This window comes from Nonomuraea sp. NPDC003201 (assembly GCF_053590415.1).
This window is the reverse complement of the sequence record NZ_JBSFTC010000214.1, coordinates 1-20,190: the sequence shown is the minus strand read 5'-3', so window position 1 is coordinate 20,190 and position 20,190 is coordinate 1. Positions and strand designations below refer to the sequence as shown.

Annotated in this window: 15 protein-coding genes and 2 pseudogenes; 10 read left to right on the top strand and 7 right to left on the bottom strand. The window is 68.0% G+C overall.

All coding sequences use genetic code 11. The annotated features are described in order from the left end of the window. Positions 1–1,048 precede the first annotated feature (1,048 nt). On the bottom strand, positions 1,049–3,100 hold the full coding sequence (locus tag ACWDX9_RS44105; RefSeq protein ID WP_449965718.1) for an acetamidase/formamidase family protein: 2,052 nt from the start codon (positions 3,098–3,100) through the stop codon (positions 1,049–1,051). A 206-nt stretch (positions 3,101–3,306) separates the two neighbouring features. Here ACWDX9_RS44105 and ACWDX9_RS44100 point away from each other — a divergent pair, with 206 nt between their 5' ends. Next, on the top strand, positions 3,307–4,437 hold the full coding sequence (locus tag ACWDX9_RS44100; protein ID WP_449965716.1) for a PucR family transcriptional regulator: 1,131 nt from the start codon (positions 3,307–3,309) through the stop codon (positions 4,435–4,437). Between the two features lie 385 nt (positions 4,438–4,822). Here ACWDX9_RS44100 and ACWDX9_RS44095 read toward each other — a convergent pair whose 3' ends face one another. Continuing rightward, positions 4,823–6,676: an extracellular catalytic domain type 1 short-chain-length polyhydroxyalkanoate depolymerase gene (locus tag ACWDX9_RS44095; protein ID WP_449965713.1), complete on the bottom strand. Its 1,854-nt coding sequence runs from the start codon at positions 6,674–6,676 to the stop codon at positions 4,823–4,825. A gap of 245 nt (positions 6,677–6,921) precedes the next feature. Between ACWDX9_RS44095 and ACWDX9_RS44090 the strand changes: the two genes are divergently transcribed. After that, positions 6,922–7,395 carry a MarR family winged helix-turn-helix transcriptional regulator gene (locus tag ACWDX9_RS44090; RefSeq protein WP_449965710.1) on the top strand — a complete coding sequence of 158 codons (474 nt, stop codon included), beginning with the start codon at positions 6,922–6,924 and terminating at the stop codon, positions 7,393–7,395. On the opposite strand, the gene ACWDX9_RS44085 is transcribed toward ACWDX9_RS44090, so the two are convergent. Next, positions 7,349–7,684, bottom strand: a complete 336-nt coding sequence (locus ACWDX9_RS44085) for a hypothetical protein (protein WP_449965707.1) — start codon at positions 7,682–7,684, stop codon at positions 7,349–7,351. The genes ACWDX9_RS44090 and ACWDX9_RS44085 overlap by 47 nt on opposite strands. Further along, positions 7,681–7,802, bottom strand: a pseudogene (locus ACWDX9_RS44080) (IS982 family transposase); the annotation flags it as partial. The pseudogene ACWDX9_RS44080 and the gene ACWDX9_RS44085, both read right to left, overlap by 4 nt. A gap of 384 nt (positions 7,803–8,186) precedes the next feature. Here ACWDX9_RS44080 and ACWDX9_RS44075 point away from each other — a divergent pair. Further along, a complete protein-coding gene (locus ACWDX9_RS44075; protein WP_355200435.1) occupies positions 8,187–8,789 on the top strand; it encodes a hypothetical protein in 603 nt (200 codons plus the stop codon). Beyond that, complete coding sequence (locus ACWDX9_RS44070) at positions 8,776–9,549, top strand: hypothetical protein (RefSeq protein WP_449965705.1); 774 nt, start codon at positions 8,776–8,778, stop codon at positions 9,547–9,549. The genes ACWDX9_RS44075 and ACWDX9_RS44070 overlap by 14 nt, the downstream gene beginning before the upstream one ends. A gap of 899 nt (positions 9,550–10,448) precedes the next feature. Here ACWDX9_RS44070 and ACWDX9_RS44065 read toward each other — a convergent pair. Beyond that, the gene (locus ACWDX9_RS44065; protein ID WP_449965702.1) at positions 10,449–12,692 is read right to left on the bottom strand and encodes a M9 family metallopeptidase; all 2,244 of its coding nucleotides are present in this window, start codon (positions 12,690–12,692) and stop codon (positions 10,449–10,451) included. Positions 12,693–13,203: 511 nt separating this feature from the next. On the opposite strand from ACWDX9_RS44065, the gene ACWDX9_RS44060 reads away from it, so the two are divergent. The 4 genes and pseudogenes from ACWDX9_RS44060 (at position 13,204) to ACWDX9_RS44045 (ending at position 15,713) form a co-directional block, all read left to right on the top strand. Then, positions 13,204–14,160 (top strand): LysR family transcriptional regulator, encoded by a 957-nt coding sequence (locus ACWDX9_RS44060; RefSeq protein ID WP_449965700.1) that lies wholly within the window; start codon positions 13,204–13,206, stop codon positions 14,158–14,160. A 56-nt stretch (positions 14,161–14,216) separates the two neighbouring features. Continuing rightward, entirely contained in the window at positions 14,217–14,522 is a 306-nt protein-coding gene (locus tag ACWDX9_RS44055) for a hypothetical protein (protein WP_449965698.1), read from the top strand. Beyond that, positions 14,519–14,993: pseudogene (locus ACWDX9_RS44050) on the top strand (enolase C-terminal domain-like protein). The gene ACWDX9_RS44055 and the pseudogene ACWDX9_RS44050 overlap by 4 nt, the downstream one beginning before the upstream one ends. A 348-nt stretch (positions 14,994–15,341) precedes the next feature. Then, on the top strand, positions 15,342–15,713 hold the full coding sequence (locus ACWDX9_RS44045) for a DUF4189 domain-containing protein (protein ID WP_449965721.1): 372 nt from the start codon (positions 15,342–15,344) through the stop codon (positions 15,711–15,713). 431 nt (positions 15,714–16,144) lie between these two features. Here ACWDX9_RS44045 and ACWDX9_RS44040 read toward each other — a convergent pair whose 3' ends face one another. Then, positions 16,145–17,134, bottom strand: coding sequence for a M36 family metallopeptidase (locus ACWDX9_RS44040; RefSeq protein WP_449965695.1), 990 nt, complete (start codon positions 17,132–17,134; stop codon positions 16,145–16,147). A gap of 301 nt (positions 17,135–17,435) precedes the next feature. On the opposite strand from ACWDX9_RS44040, the gene ACWDX9_RS44035 reads away from it, so the two are divergent. Both ACWDX9_RS44035 and ACWDX9_RS44030 read left to right on the top strand, forming a co-directional pair. Continuing rightward, complete coding sequence (locus tag ACWDX9_RS44035) at positions 17,436–18,695, top strand: cytochrome P450 (RefSeq protein ID WP_449965693.1); 1,260 nt, start codon at positions 17,436–17,438, stop codon at positions 18,693–18,695. Between the two features lie 336 nt (positions 18,696–19,031). Further along, positions 19,032–19,493, top strand: a complete 462-nt coding sequence (locus ACWDX9_RS44030) for a hypothetical protein (protein WP_449965690.1) — start codon at positions 19,032–19,034, stop codon at positions 19,491–19,493. Positions 19,494–19,758: 265 nt separating this feature from the next. Here the strand turns inward: ACWDX9_RS44030 and ACWDX9_RS44025 are convergent. Continuing rightward, on the bottom strand, positions 19,759–20,190 hold a 432-nt coding region (locus ACWDX9_RS44025; RefSeq protein WP_449965688.1), incomplete at its 5' end, for a lasso peptide biosynthesis B2 protein.

Below are 20,190 nucleotides of genomic sequence, written 5' to 3'. Positions count from 1 at the left end.
GTACGGGCCGTCCGCGTGCGCGGCGGCCGGGAGGACGGTCGCCGCGGACGCGACCGCGGCGACGACCGTCACCGCGGTCCGCGTGGCCGTGCGGACGGCGGGACGAGAGCCTCTCATCGTGTGGATCTCCCTTCTGCGCGGAGGGTGTGAGGGATCCGGCCGGCATGACGTTCACCGCCGGGCGTACCGGTCAGGCGGCGCTGTGGACCTCCTCCGAGATGACCACGTCACCGTCGCCGGTCACCGGCTCGCGGGACGGGCTCGGGGCCGGCTGGGGGAGTGGGCCAGCGCGGGCGGCGTGGTGAGGAGAGCGGCGGCGGCCTCGCCGAGTGCCAGTGCTGAAGCGACTTTCACGTGTTGTCACCTTTCGGAAGGCTGGCTGCCGCCGTAACGTCCGAGCGCGGCCGGGACACTTCATCGCCACGGTTGGAGCACGGGCACGTTCGCCCGCATCTGCCTGACAATTGATCGAGGAGCTGCTTCGACGCGTCATCACGCCGAGCAGGCGCGGCGCCGGCTTGCCGCACGCGAGGCGGCCGGCCGGTCGTTCATGCGACAAGGTATCCACGGGCAGCCTTGACTGTCGTCAATCATCCGGTGGACGTCCGCCTCCACCCAACGCAGTAGCACGCGCCGCCATGTCAACCAGCGCCGTATTCCTCCCTCAGGATCGGGGCCCGGCGGCTACCGCGATCCAGGCCGAGCAGGATGCCGAGGGCCGCCTGGACCGGGACACCTCCGTGGACTCCACCAACGTCCGGGCGCACCAGCACGCCGGGGAGGACTCCAACGTCGAGGTGTTACTGCGCTTCACGGACGAGGGACTTCACATCCGGTTCACCGACACGGGTGTCTGCGGTGTGCAGCACGACAGGCGATGCGGGGCCGTGGGCCGTCGCCGTAAGAGACGTTGTCGTCCTGCGATCCGCCGAACTGTCTCGTGCCATAGAGCCAGCCATCCTGGTAGGAATCGTCGCGGGCCTCCTGCCGCCGTGCGAGCCGCACGCCTGTCACCGACCGAGGCGCTGAGAACGGCCGGGGCTGGATGTCAGCTCGGCAAGACGTCCCGGTCGAAGATGTCGATCGGCAGGTAGAGCGTCACCGTCGGATTGGGAATGGTGACGATGCAGCTGACGCGGATCTCGACGGGTGCGACGCTCAGGATCACGTACGCCTGCTCGCCGCTGTAGCCCAGCCCCATCAGGTAGTCCACGGCCCGGCGCACCGCCTCCTGGACGGCGAAGCTCGTGTCCTGATACCGCTGCTCCTTGCCACGGAAGCAGAAACCGGTGAAGCCGAGATAGCGGTCGGCACCGAACTGCGCGACCAGGGGCGCCGGACGGACGATCGGCGTGCTGATTCGGTGACGGGCCATGCCGTCCTTGATCAGACGCAGCCGTAGCCAGGTGCGGCCGTCCATCTCCATCGCGTTGAAGCTGCACTCCCCGTCCGCTGCCGCGAGATGGTGGTCGCCGAGCGACAGTAGTGCGCCCTCCACGAACACCGGGAAGTAGACCGTGGCCCCCGGACCGAGGGTGTTGATATCCATGTTGCCGCCGTTCTCCCGGGGCGGCTGGGTTCGGGCCGCCATCCGGGCGGCGTCGGCTCCGAGGCCGCGCAGCAACGCGTTGCGCGGATCCGGGGCGAAGGCGCGATCGTCGGCGTACAGGGGCTTCTCGCGCTCGTCCCACAGGCGCATCAGCTCGTACGATGGCGCGACCCCCATGGTTCCGGCATGGGGCTGGGCGGGGATGCGCACGCCTGGCACCTCCGGCGACTCGGCGATGCCGCCGCGGGCGTACCACGTCGAGCGATAACCGTCAGGGAAGATCTTGCCGAGCAGTCCGGGCGTGCCGGGCAGGATGTTGGCGAAGGCGATGCCGCTCAGCGGTTCGACGCCGAGCACCTCCGCGACCAGCACGTCACCGGGCCGTGCGCCGTCGACGTGCACCGGGCCGGTCAGCGGATGCATGCGGGACAGATCGACGTGGCGCAACTCGTCGAGACTGCCGTTGTCGTGGATCTGGTAGTCGTCATAAGCGGCCGACTCCAGGATCACCTCGCCGCCTGGATCCACCGTCACGGCCGGTGGGATCTCGGGATGCCAGCGGTTGTGCCCGATCTTGGGCTGATCGGCGAGCGGGACCCCGACCTGGCAGGTCAGCCGGGGCACGCCCAAATAGCGGTCGCCGTAACGGGAAAGCGGCTCCATCATGGTCCTTACCGGTCGGAGGGGGCGTGACGCGGTCCTTACTGGTGGGGGACCGCTGTGAAGCGCACTTCGGTGAAGGGCGCACGCCATGCGGTGACCTCGGCCGCCAGCGTGGCCGGCACATCCAGTGCTCGCAGTTCGGCCGCGAGCCGGGCCGCGTTCGCCACCATTGCCAGCGCGTAGGCGGCCCCCAAGGCTCTTGTACGTGCTCATCGTGACCAGGTGCGCGCCCTCGCGCAGCGGGTTCGGCCAGACCCCACCGGCGATGATGCCGCACATGTGGGCGGCATCGCAGAGCACGCGTGCTCCGGCGGAGTCGGCGATCTCCCGCACGGCCGCGATCGGGTGGGGGAAGAGGTTGAGGCTGCCACCGATGGTGATCAACTTCGGACGAAGCCGCAGGGCCATTTCCCGCAGCCCGGTCAGGTCGACCGTGTAGCCGCCCAAGTCGGTGGGGGCGGGGACAGTGGTGAGTCCGTACAGTCCGGCGGCGCCCTCAGCGTGGTGGGTGACGTGGCCGCCGATGCTCGTGGGTGGAACGATGATCGTGTCGCCGGGGCGGCAGGTCGCCATGAAGGCGTACAGGTTGGCAAGCGCGCCGGAGCCGACGCGGACCTCGGCGTAGTCGGCGTCGAAGACCTGCGCGGCCAGCTCGGCGGCGATGATCTCGATCCGTTCGATGGCCTCCAGGCCCGTCTCGTACTTCTCCGCCGGATGGCCGAGTGAGGGACGTGTGCCGAGCCCAGCCGACAGCAGCGCCTCGGCCCGGGGATTCATGACGTTCGTCGCGGGATTGAGATTGACCGCCTCAGCGTGGTGAATGCGGTCGTTCCAGGCCACCAGGCGGCCGATCTCCTCCAACGTGGCGGCGGGGGATCGCCCAGCCACGGCGTCTGCCACCTCGCGCGTCAGCCGCTCGCTCGCGGCGGAGATCCAGGGACGGGGAAAGCGGGCACGCATCACGGTCTCATCTCCCGGTTCGGGCTCGTGCGGTTCGACGGTAAGCAGCGACGGGCGGCCGGCACATCGGATCGACGCCGGGATCGTGCCGTATCGGTCTCGACATTTGTCGCACGAAGGGGGGAGAGTCATGCATGGATCTTCAAGACGTGCTCGAAGACCTCGCTCAGCGGCTGGGCCGCGGACTGTTCGTCGACTCGACGGATGGCCGAATGCTCGGCTACAGCAAGCAGGACGCGCACGCGGACCCGGCCCGCGTCGCCTCGGTCATGTCGCGCCGGGTCGCGCCTGAGATTCGTGAGTGGCAGAACCGGTACGGGATCTCCAAGGCCACGGAGGTCGTCCGCCTGCCCCCGAACGCCGAGCTCGGCATACGGGCCCGCTTCTGTGTCCCCATCCGGCGTGATGGGCGATGCCTCGGCTATCTGTGGACCTCCGCGGACGGTAAGGAGCTCGACGAGACTGCGCTCGGCGCGCTGCAGGGTGCCGCCGCCGAACTGGCCCGGGTCCTGGCAGGGCGGGGCGACGAGCGCGAGGACTTGATCCGCTGGTTGCTCGATCCGGACCGAACCGGGGAAGGAGCCCGTGATCGGCTGGCTGCGCTCGAGCCGTCGCTGCTCTCCTCCGAGGTCCTCATCTGCACCGGCGTGCCGATCAGTCGCCACCGCCAACAGGTGCCCGCCTTGTCCGCCGCCGAGCTGGAGCGCCTCGGCACGGCTCTACCGCGGGCGCTTCCTTGCTTCGTCGCTCCCACGCACGTGACCGCCCTGCTCTTGTCTGGTCCCAGCGGTCCCACGGCCTTGGACGAGGCGCTGCGCAGGTCCGCCCGTCGTCCCTTCGCCATCGGGATCGGTGACCCGGTGCCTTTCGAAGTCTGCGCGGTGCGCGAGGCGTACGGACAAGCCAGGGCGGCGGCCGGGGTGGCCGCGCTGGATCCGGCCTTGCCGCGCGTTCTACCGTGGTCGGGCGCCGGGCCGTACCGCATGTTGCTTCCCGTCGCGCCGGGGCCCGATCCCGTTCTCGTCCCGCTTGAAAGTGATGAAGAGCTTGTGCGGACCCTGGAGACGTACCTCGATGCCGGCTGTGATGTCCGGCGCACGGCGGCGTCGCTGCATCTGCACCGCACCACGGTGTACTACCGGCTCGACCGGATAGCCACGACCCTCGGGGCGGATCTTCGCGACGGGCTGGTGCGCTCCCACCTGCACCTCGCCTTGAAGGCACGTCGTCTCAGCGGCCGGCCCTCAAACGGACACTCCTGGTGATCTGAGCGGCGACATTGATCGTGACCGCCACGACCGTCCTCCCCCGGCGAGTCGTTGAAGGTCCCGCTGCGGGAGTGGCGATCACATGCGGGTTGGGGAGCTCTGTTGACCGCGTGAGGCCGGCGTACCGCGAGCGGCGCGCCGGTGGGCAAGGGTGTGAGAGAGTGCCTGGCCGATACGCTGATGCCATCGTCGCCAGCCCTGCACACAGTGATCGACGCCGCGCTGCGTTCGTGATCGAGCGATCGAGCTGGCTCGCGCGGGATTTTGGTCGCCCGGCCCTGCCACAGCACGATGGCGGTTCTCCCGCCGGCGCGGATTCCTTGGTCACGGCCCAGTCCCACCTGTCAATGACGGGGCCGTGATCAGGGACGCGCGCCGATGGTCAGGCGCAGGTGTAGCCGGACGGCAGGGCGGTGTTGCCGTTGGGCCTGCTCGCTTGGAAGCCGAAGCTGGTGGTGCTGGCTCCCGGCGCGAGCGTGCCGTTGTGGCCGACACTTCTGACCGTGACGGTCTGGCCGCTGGTGGTGACGGTGGCGTTCCACGAGCCGGTCAGGGTGTGCCCGGCCGGCAGGGTGAAGGTGACGGTCCAGCTGGTGATCGTCGAGGTGCTGGTGTTGGTGATGGTCAGCGGCTGGATCACATACCCGTTGCCCCACTGGGACTGCACGGTCGGGGTGGCCGAGCAGGCACCGGTCGTGCCTCCCTGTGTGGTGATCTGGACGGTGTTGGAGACCGGTGAGACGTTACCAGCGGCATCGCGCGCCCGTACCTGGTAGCGGTAGGTGGTGTTCGCAGTCAGGCCCGTGTCGGTGAACGAGGTCGTGGCCGAGGTGCCGATCTGGGTGAACGTGCCGCCCGTCGCGCCGGGAGCGCGCAGGATCTCATAGCCGGTCACACCGGTGTCGTCAGTGGAGGCCGTCCAGGTCAGGCTGGTGCCGGTTGTGGTGGTGCCCGAGGCGGTGAGCCCGGCCGGGGCGGTCGGCGGCGTGGTGTCGCCTCCGGTGGCGGCCGTGGTGAAGGTGGCCGGCGCGGAGTTGCCCGACAGGTTGCCCGCGCCGTCACGCGCCCGTACGTACACCTGGTATTGGGTGTTGGCACTCAGCCCGGTCAAGGTGATCGAGGTGGTGGTGGACTGGCCGAGCTGCGGGTCGGTGGCGCCCTGCTCCCGGTAGACGTTGTAGCCGGCCAAGCCGGAGCCGCCCTGGTCGGTGGACGCGGTCCAGGTCAGCGTGGCACTGGAGGCGGTCACGTTGGACGAGACCGGGGTGCCTGGCGTGCTCGGCGGCGTGGTGTCGGTCGGACTGGTGGTCAAGCCGAAGAACTCGATGGCGTAGAGGGCCATACCGCTCTGCGGAAGGGCATGTCCGGCGCCCTGGATGCTGTACGCCTCCACCTGCACGGTGCCGGACGGATTGGCGTACCGGCTGCGGGTCCAGTTTGCCTGCGGGGTGTCGGTGCTGGTCGGGGTCTGGCTCAGCCCGAACACATTGGTCCACTGCTCGATCGACTCTCGCAGCAGCGAGTAGGGCACGAGGGTGTCGCTGGTGCCGTGCCACAGTTGCATGCGCGGGCGGGGGCCGGAATATCCCGGGTACGCCTGGCGGACCGCATCGCCCCACTGCTGGGGTGTTCGGTCCATGCTCCCGCCGGTGCACCTGCTGCTTCCGGGCGGATAGTCGGAGGCGCTGGCGAAGCAGTTGAAGGGCACGCCCATGAAGGAGGCCCCTGCCTTGAACACGTCCGGGTAGACGGCGAGCATGTGCTGGGTCATCATGCCGCCGGACGAGCTTCCAGTGGCGTAGACCCGGTTCGGGTCTCCCTGATAGTTCCGCTCGACATAGTCGATCATTGAGGTGATCGAGACCGGATCGCTGCCGCCGCCGCGCCGCTTGGCCGCGTCCGACCAGGTGTCGAAGCAGTTGCCGAACCCCGCCGACTGGGTGGCGGTCGGGTAGATGATGATGAAGCCGTATCGATCCGCCAGCGAGGCGAACTCACTGCCCTGGTAGAAGCCGGGACCGGAGCCGCCGCAGCCATGCATCGCGACCACGATCGCCGGCGAGGCCGGGTGCGAGTCAGGCACATAGACGTGCATCCGCATGTTGCCCGGGTTGTTGCCGAAGCTGGTCACCTCCACCAGGGTGGCGGCGACGGCCGGCGATCCGAGTACCACGGTCATGACGGCAAAGAGCGCCGCGGCGCAGGCACCAGCCAGCACCGTGGTCAATCGTCTCATTCGCGCTCCTCCTCTCCATATCCGCGGCGCGCCGCGGATCGGTCCGCCGCGTATTGACGTCGGTCGCTGGAAAATAGAAGGGCCACGACCCACCGTCAATGCACGCTTGGTGCGCATGCCCGCCGGTTCACCTGGCAGAGAGCCGTTTTCCCTGGTTATCAAGTAACTTGCTATCAAGATCCTTGATATGGGTGTGGGAAACTTACATTGGAGCCTGTTCTGACGGGGCGCGATATCGTCTCCTGGTGACCGATCCGGGTGTCCCCGCGGCCGCTGCGCCGGACGCACCGCCGCCCCGTGTGAGCTACCTGGTGTTCCGGCTGGAACGCCGCATCCGCGCCTGCCTGGATGAAGCGCTCGCCCGGCACGGCATGACGACCACCGAATACATGGCGCTCAGCGAGCTGCGCCTGCGCGACGCCCCGTCCTCGGCCGACCTGGCCCGCATCGCCTTCGTCACCCCGCAGGCGATGAACCTGGTCATCCGCGATCTCGAACAACGCGGCCTGATCCGCCGCGACCCGCATCCCCGTGGCGGCCGCGCTCTGCGCACCCGCCTTACCCCGAAAGGCCTGAGCACCCTTCGACGATGCGACCGCTCCCTCGACAGCATCGAAGCCGTCATGCTCGCCGAGATCGACGACCCGGACCGCACGACACTCGCGGAAGCGCTCACGCTGTGCGCCCGGGCCCTCCATCCGGACATGCGGCTCCCTTGACGGACACATCCGCGATGGAGGTGATGTTGCCGGCCTGGTCGTAGGCGTAGCTGGCGTCGCGGTCGATACCGGTCTGGCCCTGGCGGTCGACGCGTGAGGAGGCCAGGCGCTGGGTGCCGTACTGGTAGGTGTAGGTGAACCAGGCCTTCTTGCCGGCGGCCGAGCCGACTTCGTACTGCTCGACCTTGCCGGTGTGGGTGTAGGTGGTGCCGGTGACGTAGGTGGACAGGTTGGAGCCCATCGTCGGGCGCAGCAGTTCGTCGTAGCCGTAGGTGACAGCAGGGGGCACACCAGGTGCAGGCGAGTCCCCGGAAATGCCGGGAGTGACTGGCGCAGTAGCCGTATTCGGCCGATCCGGCGAGTCGGCTGCGCCATGCGGTCTCCACCGAGCGCCCGCACTCGACCGGGCGTCGATGGGGAAGGCCTTGGATCCCCTCGGTGGCCGTTGGCCAGAGCACAACATTCACCGCGGGCCTCGATGAACGGAAGAAGAACGGAAGGGGAACGGAAGAACAGTGGCGTAATTTCCTTCTGTCCGGGCTCAAGCCACGTCTTCTGCGCAATGAGTTGACCTGCCGTCGTCCTTCGACATGCTGAACGCCAGTACGTCGCGCCCGGTCGAAGCCACTAGATCGGTAAGTGCGGCTGGAGTATTGCGGCACCGTACGTGTTTCATGCCCATTGTTCCAGGTGGCACATACATCACGCGGTACATGTCATATTCCATGACTTCGCGAAGGAGAAGAGTGTCAGCATTCAGTCGCGGGCCCATTCGACGACGGGTTGCCGGTGTGATCGCAATGGCGCTCGTGCCGTTGATGGTGGCGGTCGGGGTGGCCTGGGCCGCCACCACCGACAATATGTTCCCGACCCTGCAGACCGGCAGTAACTGCTGGCTCGGCATGGGCCATTATCCGTGTCAGACCGACAACCGCGAGGTCTATTTCTACATGGACAGCAGCGGCGAATACAAACTGGAGTCCGAAGACCGGTCGGTGGTGAACGCCGCCATTGACGGAGAGTACCGTCCCACGGCTTTGGCCTTCCACTACGACTCGTCGCCGGTGTTCGAGGGGAGCGGAGAGACCGACATCATCTACCAGGAGGGCTCGACCGGCCTCCCGGACAGTGTGGCCGGTAGGACGTGGTGCAATGCGGACGGCGACCGGCCGTACAACTGCGATCAGCAGTACATTCGCATTCGGGGCGCCGGGGCTTACCACTACGCGAGAGTGTGCCATGAGACCGGGCACGCCGTCGGCCTGCAGCACGGCGACAACGCCAGCCCCCGGCTCAGCAAGACCGATTCCCGCCTCGGCTGTCTGGTGACCCCTTCCACCGGCCATAACGACCTTGGCGCCAATAACCGGGAGAACATCAATGGCGCTTATTAGGAGGGCCTCGGTGAAGCGTTTTGCGTATATCGCAACCGGTATCGGAGCTGCCGCGGCTCTCGCCGTCGCAGGAGTCGCCACTGTAAATGCCGCCGCCGACGGCGCGCCCGCGCCGCGCCGGATCGTGATGGCCGAGGGAGACGACCGCCTGCCCAGCATCACGGCCACGGACTGGGTGACGTACGCCGACCATGTGGTTGTCGTCAACGCCACCTCCGAGCAGACGATCCCGCCCGCCCAGATCGAAATCGAGCGAGGGGAAGGATTGATCGGGCGGAAGGTGAATCTGGAGGTCAAGGAAGTGCTGTGGTCGCGGGCGGACGCGGCCCAACCGGCCCCGAAGGGGTGGGAGTACAACGCCTCCGGTTGGACCTTCACCGAGGGGAACCTGAACAGTCCGACCGTGACGGCCATATACGATCGGCCGCGTATCGAGCCAGGGCACCAGTACATCCTGGCCGTCGCCTGGGAAGGGCCGCACTGCGCCGAGGGCGACACTCCGGAGCCCGCGAAGTGGATGGGGCTCGGTGAGGGTTCGGAGTTGCCTTTCGACGGCGACGTCATCGGCCAGGGCGAGATGGAGGGCCGTGCGCAGAGCGTCACCGAGGCGCGCACGCTGGCGGCCGACGCCGGTCCGGACGCCGGGCTGGAAGAGGAAATGGCAGGCAACCGCGCGGACGCCCTCGCCGCCAAGCTGAAGGCGACCCCGCCTGGGGAAAGGCAGCAGTTCGGACCGCCGCCGACGGCCGCCTGCGGCTGACCACGACGGGCCCCTGTTAGCTGGCTACTCAGAGTGGGCCGCCAGAGGCGCGATAGGACGTCGTGTCGCAGGGATGTCCTGCGCCGGTTGAACTCGGCGCAGGCGTTCGAGCTCTGGTCGACGTTCTGCATGTGGTTGGCCCGTCATGGTGACCCAAGAGGTGCACGTCTTCGTCGGCCCGCTTGCCGACGCCTGGCTCCAGGCCGCTGCCACCGACGATGACCTGCGCGCCGCCTTTGCCACTGTGGACGCCCTCACCTGGGGCGGAGGCGCTCTCCGACGGCCTGGCCACCCTCGTCGGCGAAGGCGGACACCGCCTGACCGGAGCCCAGCGCCAGCCGCTCGCTCTGGCCCGACTGGTGCCGGCCAACCCCGCCGTGGCGGTCCTCGCCGAGGCCACGGCCGAGGCGGGCAGCGTCGGCCCCGCGCGGTGGAACGCGCCGTGGAACGCGCCGTGGACAGCGCCATCGACGGCAGGACCGCCCTCGACGCCGCCCACCGCCTCACCCCACCGACCGCGGCGTCCTCCTGAAGGACGGGCGCAGCGAGGAACGCGGCTCCCTCGCCGCCTGCGCGGCGACTTCGAGAGCGAGCGGCACTCTCGGGAAGGAGGCCCTCTCCGCTGCTCCCCGACAGGAGTGAAAGCCTCGGCTTGGAAGAGCATCACCGACGTTCCGGACCGCCGGAAGGCCGTCAGGTCGGCGTAACCGGGCTCGTACTCCTGGAACTGCGGAGTCGCGCCACCGGTGACACGGCGCCCCACCTCGTTGGCCGTCCTCGGTACCTCAGTACCGCAGCCTCTGGAGAGGCGCTTCCGTCACGGCCATCATGGCGTGCGCCCCGGCCAGGCGGCATGCTTGGCCGGAGCGCTCACGCGGCGATCGAGTGATCTGAGGGCGTCAGTATCCGGCCTTCACGGTGATTCCGCTGAAGTCCTGGTCCGCGTAGAGGGAGATGTAGTGGTAACCCGATCTCGGGTTGGCGATGGTGAGGGTCTCGGAGTTGCCGGCGTTCGTCGAACGCTGGGTGTTCTGCGTCGTCGTAGCCCAGGCACTGTCGCTGTAGTACAGGTCGGCGTTGCCGGTGCCGCCCGAAACCGTGATGGCGAGCTTCGCGGTGCCCTCCGGGATGTTCAGGTAGAAGTAGGCGTAGTTGCCCGAGGTCGCTGCCACATTGCTGCGCGTGCAGTTCCGGCCGAGCTGACGGGTATCGATCCCGGTGCACTCGCCTCCGTCGCCTGTGCCATCGGACGCGATCGCGGACAGCCATGAGTACCAGTCGTCGTTGTAACGGCCGCCGATCGTGCTGGTGAGGAAGGTGCGGGCCTCGTCGTAGTCGCCGGTCCGGTAGTGGCCAAGCAGAGTGGTCATGTCGGCCGGGTGCTTTTCGAGCATGTACCACACGGCCAGATATCCCCACCGGTAGGTACGGTTCGTGTCGGTGTTCTCATAGGTGGTGTCGAACAGCGTGTTGAGCGGGTAGGTCTTCTTGCCCGCCTCCTTGATCGCGGCCTCGTAGGTCTCCTTGCGGTAGGAGTAGGAGATGTACTCGGCGAACCCTTCGATCCACCAGACCGTCGGGGTCCTGGTGCCGGCGGCGAAGTCGCCGTACATGTCGAAGCGGCCGTCGAGGTAATGCGTGTACTCGTGGTTCAGGTTCCAGATGTCGAACTCGGGGCGCTTCCACTCGGCCTCGTAGGCGATGAAGCGCGGCTGGTTACCCGCGACGTTCGGCTCGCCTTCCAGGTACATGCCGCCGTTGTCGGTGCTGATGCCGAATATCTGACCGGCGTAGATCTGGTAGTCGGTGCTCGAGTGGAAGACGTTGACCTCGATCGTGATGTTGTTGTCGTCCGCGACCGCGCCGTTGTCCTTCACCACGCCGTGGAAGAACGCGTCCTGGCCCTTGAGGCTGGCGCAGGCCCGGTCGAGCTGGTCCTGAGTCATGACCTGGGCGCGGAACTTGATACTCGGGCTGCAGGTGAAACCGACCCTCAGGACGGCTTCCTTGAGCCTGTTCGCCAGGTCGCACGTTTGGTAATAGGAACAGCTCGCCTTGTCGTAGGAGTCGGTCATCCCGGCCACGGCGACCCAGAGCGCAGCGGTGGGGCCGGTCATCTGGCTCTTGCCGAGCAGGCCCTTCAGCATCGGCTTGACCTTGGCCTGCAGCGACTGGTGCTGCAGGAACCGGCCCAGTTCCAGGCCCGCGTTCGAGGTGAGGTGGAAGCGTTCCGTGCCGAGCAGGTCGAGGTGCTTCGTCGCGAAGCCGTTCAACGTGTCCAGCACGCTCGGGTCGGCCTGAACGGCGGCGACGAACTCGGGGAGGTAGTGGCCACGAAACAGAATCGTGTAGACGTTGTTGACCGCCGCGACCATCCAGTAGTGCGCGTCGTAGGAGCTGCCGTAGGAGTTGAGCATCCGCTTCACGACAGCGAGGTAGCGGGCGTTCTCCCTGGCGCTGTCGATCAGGGTGACCGATTCGGCGAGGACCTCACCGCTCGCGTCGCTGACCGTCCCGGACTTGGCGTTGCCGAAGAAGGAGTCCAGGCCGGCCTTGATCGCGGTCTTCAGGCCCGGGCCGTAGTCGCCCACGTCACCGGAGCGGTAAAACTGCACGTAGTAGCCCGCGCGCAAATAAAGCACGATCTGGGCTGTGCCCAGGCTGTTGTCGCCCGGATACCGCGCACCGTCGTCGCGCAGCGCGTACGCGACGGTGGTCATCTGTGATTCGCGGAACGCATAGTAGGCATCGCTGCCGCTCAGGTCGAACAGGGTGTTGATGCAGTCGGTGCCGACGGACCTGATCTGCCGGACGAGGCCGCTCCCGGTGCGGCTGGTGAAGTCGCTCGCATTGCACGGTGCGGTGGCCTGAGCACTCTTGAGCGCCTTCATGGATGGCCGGCTGGGCGCCAGATTCTTCGGCGCGTCATAGTCCTGCCGCAGCGCGTCCTTCGACGTCGGCAGGGGAGCGCGCAGGGTGACAGGGAGTGGGGCCCGCTGGGTGTGCCACGCTCCGTCGTCGGCGGTCGTCACGCGGGTCGGCGCCGGCCCGTTCGACGGTTGATCGGGAGGCGGCGTCGTGCCATCCGTGCCGGCCTTCGCCGGTACGGATGGCACGAAGACCAGGCCGATGGCTAATCCCAAGGCGGACAAGAACACGAGCAGTTTGGACAGTGATCTGCCGCCGGCAGATCGTGGCTGGGGCATCCTCACGGACAACCTCCTGGGGCTTGGCACTGGCTGTGAGGTTGGGGCTGGTCAGCCGGGACAGGGAGGTACGGCGGTTCGCCTGGACCGCCTGCCTTCGAAACCGGAGGCAGGCTTTCGTGTGTCCGTAGTGTGAATGCCGGGAAAAACCTCCGATCATAAGCCGATGCATCAATCTGAGTTATGGCGCGCTCCTTCGCGACGGGACACGGCCGAAGCCCCCTGGCCGTCGACGGTCGGAGAGCATCCGCGGCTGGGATGTGCGGCGGGGATGTGCGGCGGGTCGTGGCGCGACCGGCCGTTGGCCGGGGGCATGGAACATCCAGGGGGTATCCGCATGGATGTGAGGTCGCCCGAGTCGCTGCTTCTCTGCGCGCGCCGCGCGTAGCGTGTGGCGTAGTCATTGACTATGTGTTCAGGAGGCGGCAACTGATATATCACATAGCTTATGGAGCTTGAGCTCAGGCATCTCCGCGTGGTCTGCGCGATAGCCGAGATGGGTAGCGTGAGCGGTGCCGCTGCCCGCCTCGGCCTGTCGCAACCGGCCATGACGAACCAGCTGAGGAAGATCGAGAAAGTCATCGGCGGAGAGCTGTTCGTCCGCAGCCGTACCGGCGCGGCCCCCACAGCGCTGGGTAACCAGGTCGTCGCCAGGGCCAGGATCGTGCTGGCGGAGATCGACGGGCTCTTCGGCGACCTGCGTGACGCGCATGCCCCCGCGACCGGACTCCAGCTCGGCAGCATCCACACGGCCTGCGTGTCGAGCATGGTAGATCGGGTGGGCGAGGCGATCCTCGGACGCGCCATCTCCCTGCGGATCGAGCCGTCGGCCGCGCTCCTGGCGGACGCGCTGGCCCAGGGCCGACTCGACGCCGCGCTCATCGGCATGGTGGAGGGCTTCGGCGTCACGCCGGGCCCGCCTGTAGTCAGCAGGATGCTGATCCCCCGATACCCGTTCTTCGTCGCCCTCCCGGCCGGGCACCCGCTGGCGGGGAAGGGCGAGATCGAGCTCGCAGACCTGCGCGAGGAGTCGTGGATCAGCCCACCGGGGGCCGACGACGGTTCGCTCGCGGCGCTGCGGGCATCCTGCCGCGCCGCCGGGTTCGAGCCTGACATCCGTTACGACGCCCCGAGCGGCGGCGGCCACCACCTGGTCGCCGCCGGTCACGCCGTCCGATTGGTAGATCCCACCTGGCCCGCCCGCGAGGGCACGGTTGTGCTTCCTCTGTCAGGAGAGCCCCAGGTCGGCCGGCTCGTCATGGCCTGGCGCCGGGACCACCTCAGCCCGCAGGCCGCCGCAGCGATCTACCGCGGCCTGGCCATCGCGTTCAAGGATCACGTGGACGACAACCCTGTCTTCCGCCGATGGTGGGACACCCACCCGGAGACCCACCCTCTCTTGTGACAGGGTTCGCTCTTCCCGCATCCTCCTGGTTTGTGCGTTTCCGTAGTATGCCCGCCATGACGACAATGCTGATCGGCTTCGTCGCCTTCGCCACCGCACTCACGTGTGTGACCTTCGGGGTCAAAGAGCTGCGGCTGATCTCCCGGTTACGGCGGTACGGCGTGCACGGACGGGGCAGGGTGATCGGGGCGGTCGTGGATGACTCAGCCCAGCATCCCGTCATCGCCTACCTCGACGGGCAGTCGCAGGCGGCCCGAGTCTTCACCACGCGCTATCGCGTCCTGCCCATCGTGCTGGCCGGCATCGCGGGCCTGATCTCCCTCGGCGCCGGGATCGCCGTCATCGCCGTCATCATGGCGTGAGCCGGACCTTCGTGCGAAGAAAGGCGAGCAGCTGCCGTGGATCGTGCCGCTGCTGCCGAAGGTGGAGCGGGCCGAAATGGGAGTTCCAGCGGCTCATCGAGCAGGACCTGATCGACTACGCCAGGGTGGACATCGCCGTGGCGGCCGGGCTCACCGAGGCCAGGAAGATCGCCGCCATGTGCGAGGCGCACTACGTCAAGCCGGCCACCCACACTCGGCCCGGTGACGGCGGCCTCGTCGTTGCACCTGAACCTGGCTTCACCGTACATCGGAGTGCAGGAGCACCAAGCCCTGCCCGAACTGCCGGACGTGTTCACCGCCCGGCCGGTGGTCCGAGGAGGTCGCTTCGAGATCCCCGACCTGCCCGGCCTCGGCGTCGACATCGACCGGGCCGAGGCCCGGAAATATCAGGCCATCGCCGCTGAACGCCCCCACCTGCGCACCCGTGACGGCGCCTTCACCAACTGGTGAGGGTTCTTGCTCGCGAACACTCCCGACCTGGCCGGCGGCGCGTGCCTGCGCAGCACCTGATTCTCGTGACGGAGCACCAGCAGCTCAACTTTGAAGAACGTACAGCTCAAGCCCTATGCACGGGTACGGCGCGGCGCCGCTCCGCGAGGCGCGCAAGCGGCTCAACTCCTGCCCGTTCCGTTGACGGCCTTCACTTTGCTCCCTTGAGCATCTATCGGTTTAAGTGGTTTGCAAGTGGCACAATACAGACTCTCCTCACCAATCACACTGCCGTCGGCTTGGGCGGCAGGAAGGGAAGACATCGTGCAGCTAGGCAAGAAGCTCACTGCCGTGGCCGCTTGCGTTTTTATGGCGAGCGGGGCGCTGGCTACGGCGTCTCCCGTGGCAGCTGCTGCGGCTACATCGGCTACTGCGGGGGAAAGTCAAGCACGTTACTATTACGGTGCCATCGCTGTGGCGCGGAACGGCCGTACCGGCAGGTCCTGGGACTACAGAACAGTGGGTGCCGCCAAACGGCGGGCACTGAGAGAATGCGGCCGCTCCAGCTGCAAAGTCCTCGTCACCTTCGTCAACGGGTGCGGCGCTGTCGCCTACAATTCCAGGAGAAACGTCTTTTGGGGCGGCAGGGGGAGCACGCCCGCCAGGGCGAAGAGGAACGCCATCGCCAATGCGGGCGGCGGTCGTTGGATCGCCTACCAATGCACCAGGCGCTGGCGGTAACGCTGGTACGGCAGCCATTCTTAGGTAGTTGAGCTGGATGTATGCGGTGGTCGGGCGGGCTCGGTGATGGAACCAGCGGGCGCGTGCTTGGTGGCGGCGTTGAACAGTGCGCCTGCCGATAATGGTGTTCGACCGGATGACGGGGCATGCGAGCCACCGTGGTGACCGGAAACACCTCCGCCGGCCGGCGACATTAGCCGCGAGCCACAGCCGGTCGGCGTGACTGTGCCTGCCGAAAACTCCGTCCGTGCAGTTCAAGCGGCACGGGAGCATTCGTGAAGGACTCCACCCGGCCGGTTCTCGGGATGGCGTCAGCCGGCGACCCCGACCAGCAGCTTGGCGCTCCTCAGCCCCATGCCCTTCGGACGAAGGCTTCGCAGAGGTGCCACCGCCTACTCCATCCCGATCCCGATGCCCGCACTCCGGCAGAGCTAGAGAAGCCCTCTGGAGGTGAACGCGGCACGTACGGCTGCCGCGGCAGTGTCGCCGCCGTGCCGCTGTGCCGCGTTCACCGTGGCCTCGGCCGCCGCCTTGAAGGTGGTGTCCTTGGCGAAGTCGAACTGCGCGTCGATGATGACCGTGCTGCCCAGCGTGTCACCAAGCCTGGTGCGGATGTCGTACAGGGCGGACGACCAGATCTCGCCGTCCGCGTGCACCTCGCCGACCATGTCCTCGGGGTAGTGCTTGGTGCCGTCCAGTCGGCGCAGGCAGTGCGGGGCCCTTGACGTGTAGGAGACCGAGTCCCAGTCGGCCACGCATGCCTCGGGAGTCCGCGTGGGAACGCCGGTCTTCCAGCTGCTGACGGCCACGGCGAGGTAGTCGCCGAAGGCCTCACCGATCGCGCCCGATTCCAGGGTCGTGCCGAAGCCGGTCACCTGGCCGTCCTGCACGGAGTGGCCGTACTCATGGACGATCACCTCGCCGTCCTCGGCGTCGTCCACGCCTCCCTTGCCGAGGGTGATGTTGGCCTTGTCCTCCCTGAAGAAGGAGTTGTCGCCGCCGTACTGGTTGATCCGCAGCTCGATCTGGCGCTGGTTCACCGGGCGCAGCCGGGAGCCGAAGCCCAGTGACTGGATGTAGTGCTGGGCGGTGGTGACCCAGTAGTAGCCCATGACCTGCTCGAACTGGTCGGTGTCGCGGTGCCAGGCAGGGAAGGCGCCGTCCACGGTCTTGGCGGCCTTGCCGGTCTCGCTCTTGACCCTGACGTAGCGCCCGGTGAGAGTGCCGGAGCCGTCCAGGTCGGTGAGGGTGACGGTGCGGTACGCCGGGTCGAAGGCCGCGCCGTCGCGGTCGTGGTCGTCGACGAGGGACTCGTCGCCCGTGCTCTGGACCGCGTTGGGGTAGAAGACGGTGGCGGTCGGTTCGGTCGTGGCCTGGGCGGCGCCCGGCGTGAGGAGCGCCGTGATGGTGCCGACCGCCAAGCAGGCCGCAGTCATACGACGTTGGGGGGTGCTCACTGTAGATCCTCCAATTGGTGGGAATCCGGTGAACTTACGGGATTAATGATCCTTTTGTCACCCCCCGTGTCCGTACGGCAACGTCTGTCCCCATCGACGTTCAGAGAACCGGGTCAGCGGTCGATCCCCGGTCCTGACCGAATCGACTCCCCGCATAGGGACGCGGCGCCGCGGGAATGGCACCTCCTGGCCTGGAGGACGCCGGAGGGACCCGGCCGGATGTACTGCCCCCGTCGCGCCACGCGACGAGACAGGAGGCTTCACCGTGAACCCCACCACGTCCGTGAGCGAAGCCGGCCGAACGTTTGCCACGCCCGCCGCGTACACCGACGAGACCCGCCTTCACGAGGCACTCGCGCTGCTGCGCCGTGAATCTCCCGTCCACCGCGTGGAGGTCCCCGGATACACCCCGTTCTGGGCGGTCACCCGCCACGCCGACGTGCTGGAGATCGAGCGGGACCATGCCCTGTGGCTCAGCGCCCCGCGCCCCGTGCTGAGGACCGCGGACCTCGACGCCGCACTCGAAACGCGCCGGGCGCGGGGGACCGCGCTCAGGAGCATCGTCCACATGGACGATCCGGAGCACCGCGTCCTGCGCGCCGTCGGGGCCGACTGGTTCCGCCCCAAGGCCATGCGCGCCCTGGAGGCGCGGGTCCGAGAGCTCGCCCGCCTGCACGTGGACCGGATGGCAGAGTACGGCGGCGCGTGCGACTTCGCCCGCCAGGTCGCCGTGCACTATCCGCTCTACGCCATCCTTACCCTGCTGGGCCTGCCCGAGTCGGACTTCCCACGCATGTTGCGGCTCACGCAGGAGCTGTTCGGCCAGCACGACGAGGAGACCGGGCGCGGCGGCAGCCCGCAGGGCCACACCTCCGTGCTGGAGGACCTCTTCGCCTACTTCCACGAGCTGACGGCCGAGCGCAGGGCCAGGCCGACCGGCGACCTCGCCTCGGAGATCGCCAACGCCCGCATCGACGGCCGGCCGCTGGACGACAACACCGCCGCCTCCTACTACATCCTCATTGCCACGGCCGGGCACGACACCACCAGCTCCACCATCGCGGGCGGCCTGGAGGCGCTCATCCGGCACCCGGACGAGCTGCGGCGACTGCGGGACGACCCCGGCCTGCTGCCGACGGCCGTCGAGGAGATGATCCGGTGGGTGAGCCCTGTGAAGGAGTTCATGCGCACCGCCTCCGCTGACACCCAGGTCAACGGCACGCCAATCAGGAAGGGCGAATCCGTGCTGCTGTCGTACCCGTCGGCCAACAGGGACGAGGAGGTCTTCGCCGACCCGTTCCGCTTCGACGTCGGCCGCGACCCCAACAGGCACCTGGCCTTCGGCTTCGGCGTCCACTACTGCCTGGGCGCCGCGCTCGCCCGCATGGAGATCCGCGCCCTCTTCGCCGAACTCGTCCCCAGGCTGGCGAGCGTCGAGCTCGACGGCGAGCCCGTGTGGACCGCCACCACCTTCGTCGGCGGGCTCAAACGCCTGCCCATCCGCTACGTCATGAAGGACGGCTGAGCGTGCCGACTCGGGCGAGACCGCTGTCGGCCGTGCTCGGTGCGTGCTCGTACGCCCCGTCACACGCCGTCAGGACCCGGCACCGCCTGACACGCGAAATACGCTGAGGCGGGACGAACCATCATCTAACGTCACTGCGCGACACTAAAAGATCCGCGGCCCTCTTGCCCCGCGGCGATGCCTTTGGTCCGTTCCTGCTCTTGGCCGTTACGTCCGGGACGAAAGCTCAGTTCGGTCCTCGTCCTTGTGCGCGAGTCGGGACTCAACAAGTTCTCAACAGCCTCTCAACACCCGCGGGGCTACGTTCTCCGCATCCGGTACGACCAAGGAGAGGCAATGCGAACGATTAAGACCACCATCCTCGGTGCCGCGGTCGTGGCCGCCGGACTCGCGGTCGGAGCCCCTGCCCAGGCGGCCCCCACGGCGAACTCCAGCACGGCCGCCGCGGCCCCCACGGCGAACTCCAGCACGGCCGCCGCGGCCCCCGCAGCCGTCACCGCCGCGACCACCGCGACCTCGTGCCAGATCCGCGTCTACAAGCCGGAGATGCGCAGGGGGCACGTGGCGGCGACCTCGTGGGCCCCGGGGTGCCGGCGGACCGCGCGGGTCTCCATCCAACTCCAGCGCAAGCGCTGGTGGGGCTGGCAGAAGATCGCGAGCACGACCTACAGCGCCCCAGGGCCGAAGACCCTGTACAAGGGGTGCAAGCGCGGCACCACGTTCACCTACCGCCTGATGGGGCACCTCATGGGGGGCGGCAACGGATACAGCCCCACCATGCGGGCCAAGTGCCCCTGACCGGCCCGTCGGCAACCAAGATCGCTTCCTTGGGCCGCGCCATACCGTGGGCCCGCAGTGACCCGTACTGGCGGTGGCGGCGAACCTGACCCCCGAGGAGCACGACAAGCCCCGCACCTCCTGGCCTCCATGTCCAGGAGGTGCGGCGGTTTTGGGGCATGAGCGGTGCGACAGCGAATGGCATGGCCGACGCCGGCGCGGCTCGTCCATTCAGTGATCTCCTCGATCGAGGTGGCCGCCCCGGTCCGGCCCTGCCATCGGACCCTCATCTTCGAAGCTCTCCGTCCGGGGCGATGGCGATCGTGACCCGGTAGTGGCGGGGCGGCTCGTCGACGGGTTGGCCGTCGGCCTCGATCCAGGCATGGGCGCCGAACGGGTGGACCCGTATGCCCGCGCACCAGGTGGGCCAGCATCCGCGCAACCGGCACAGCAGGGCGGCGGCGATGGAGCGGGGCAGGCAGCCTTCCCCGGCGCACGACAGGCTGACCGCGATCACCGCGTCCCGCGCCGCTCTGGCCTGCTCGGCGCTCGCGGGCGCGGCGCCGCGACGGGCGAACGTCAGCACCGCGCGGATGCGGGCCGGCGGCAGGCGGGCGATCAGGTGCGCGGCGGTGCCGGATGGCCGTTTGGTGGGGAAAGCTCCGGGAGAAGGGCTTTTCGCTACGCTTCGTGCATTTGGTGCCCAAGGGGCTGGGGC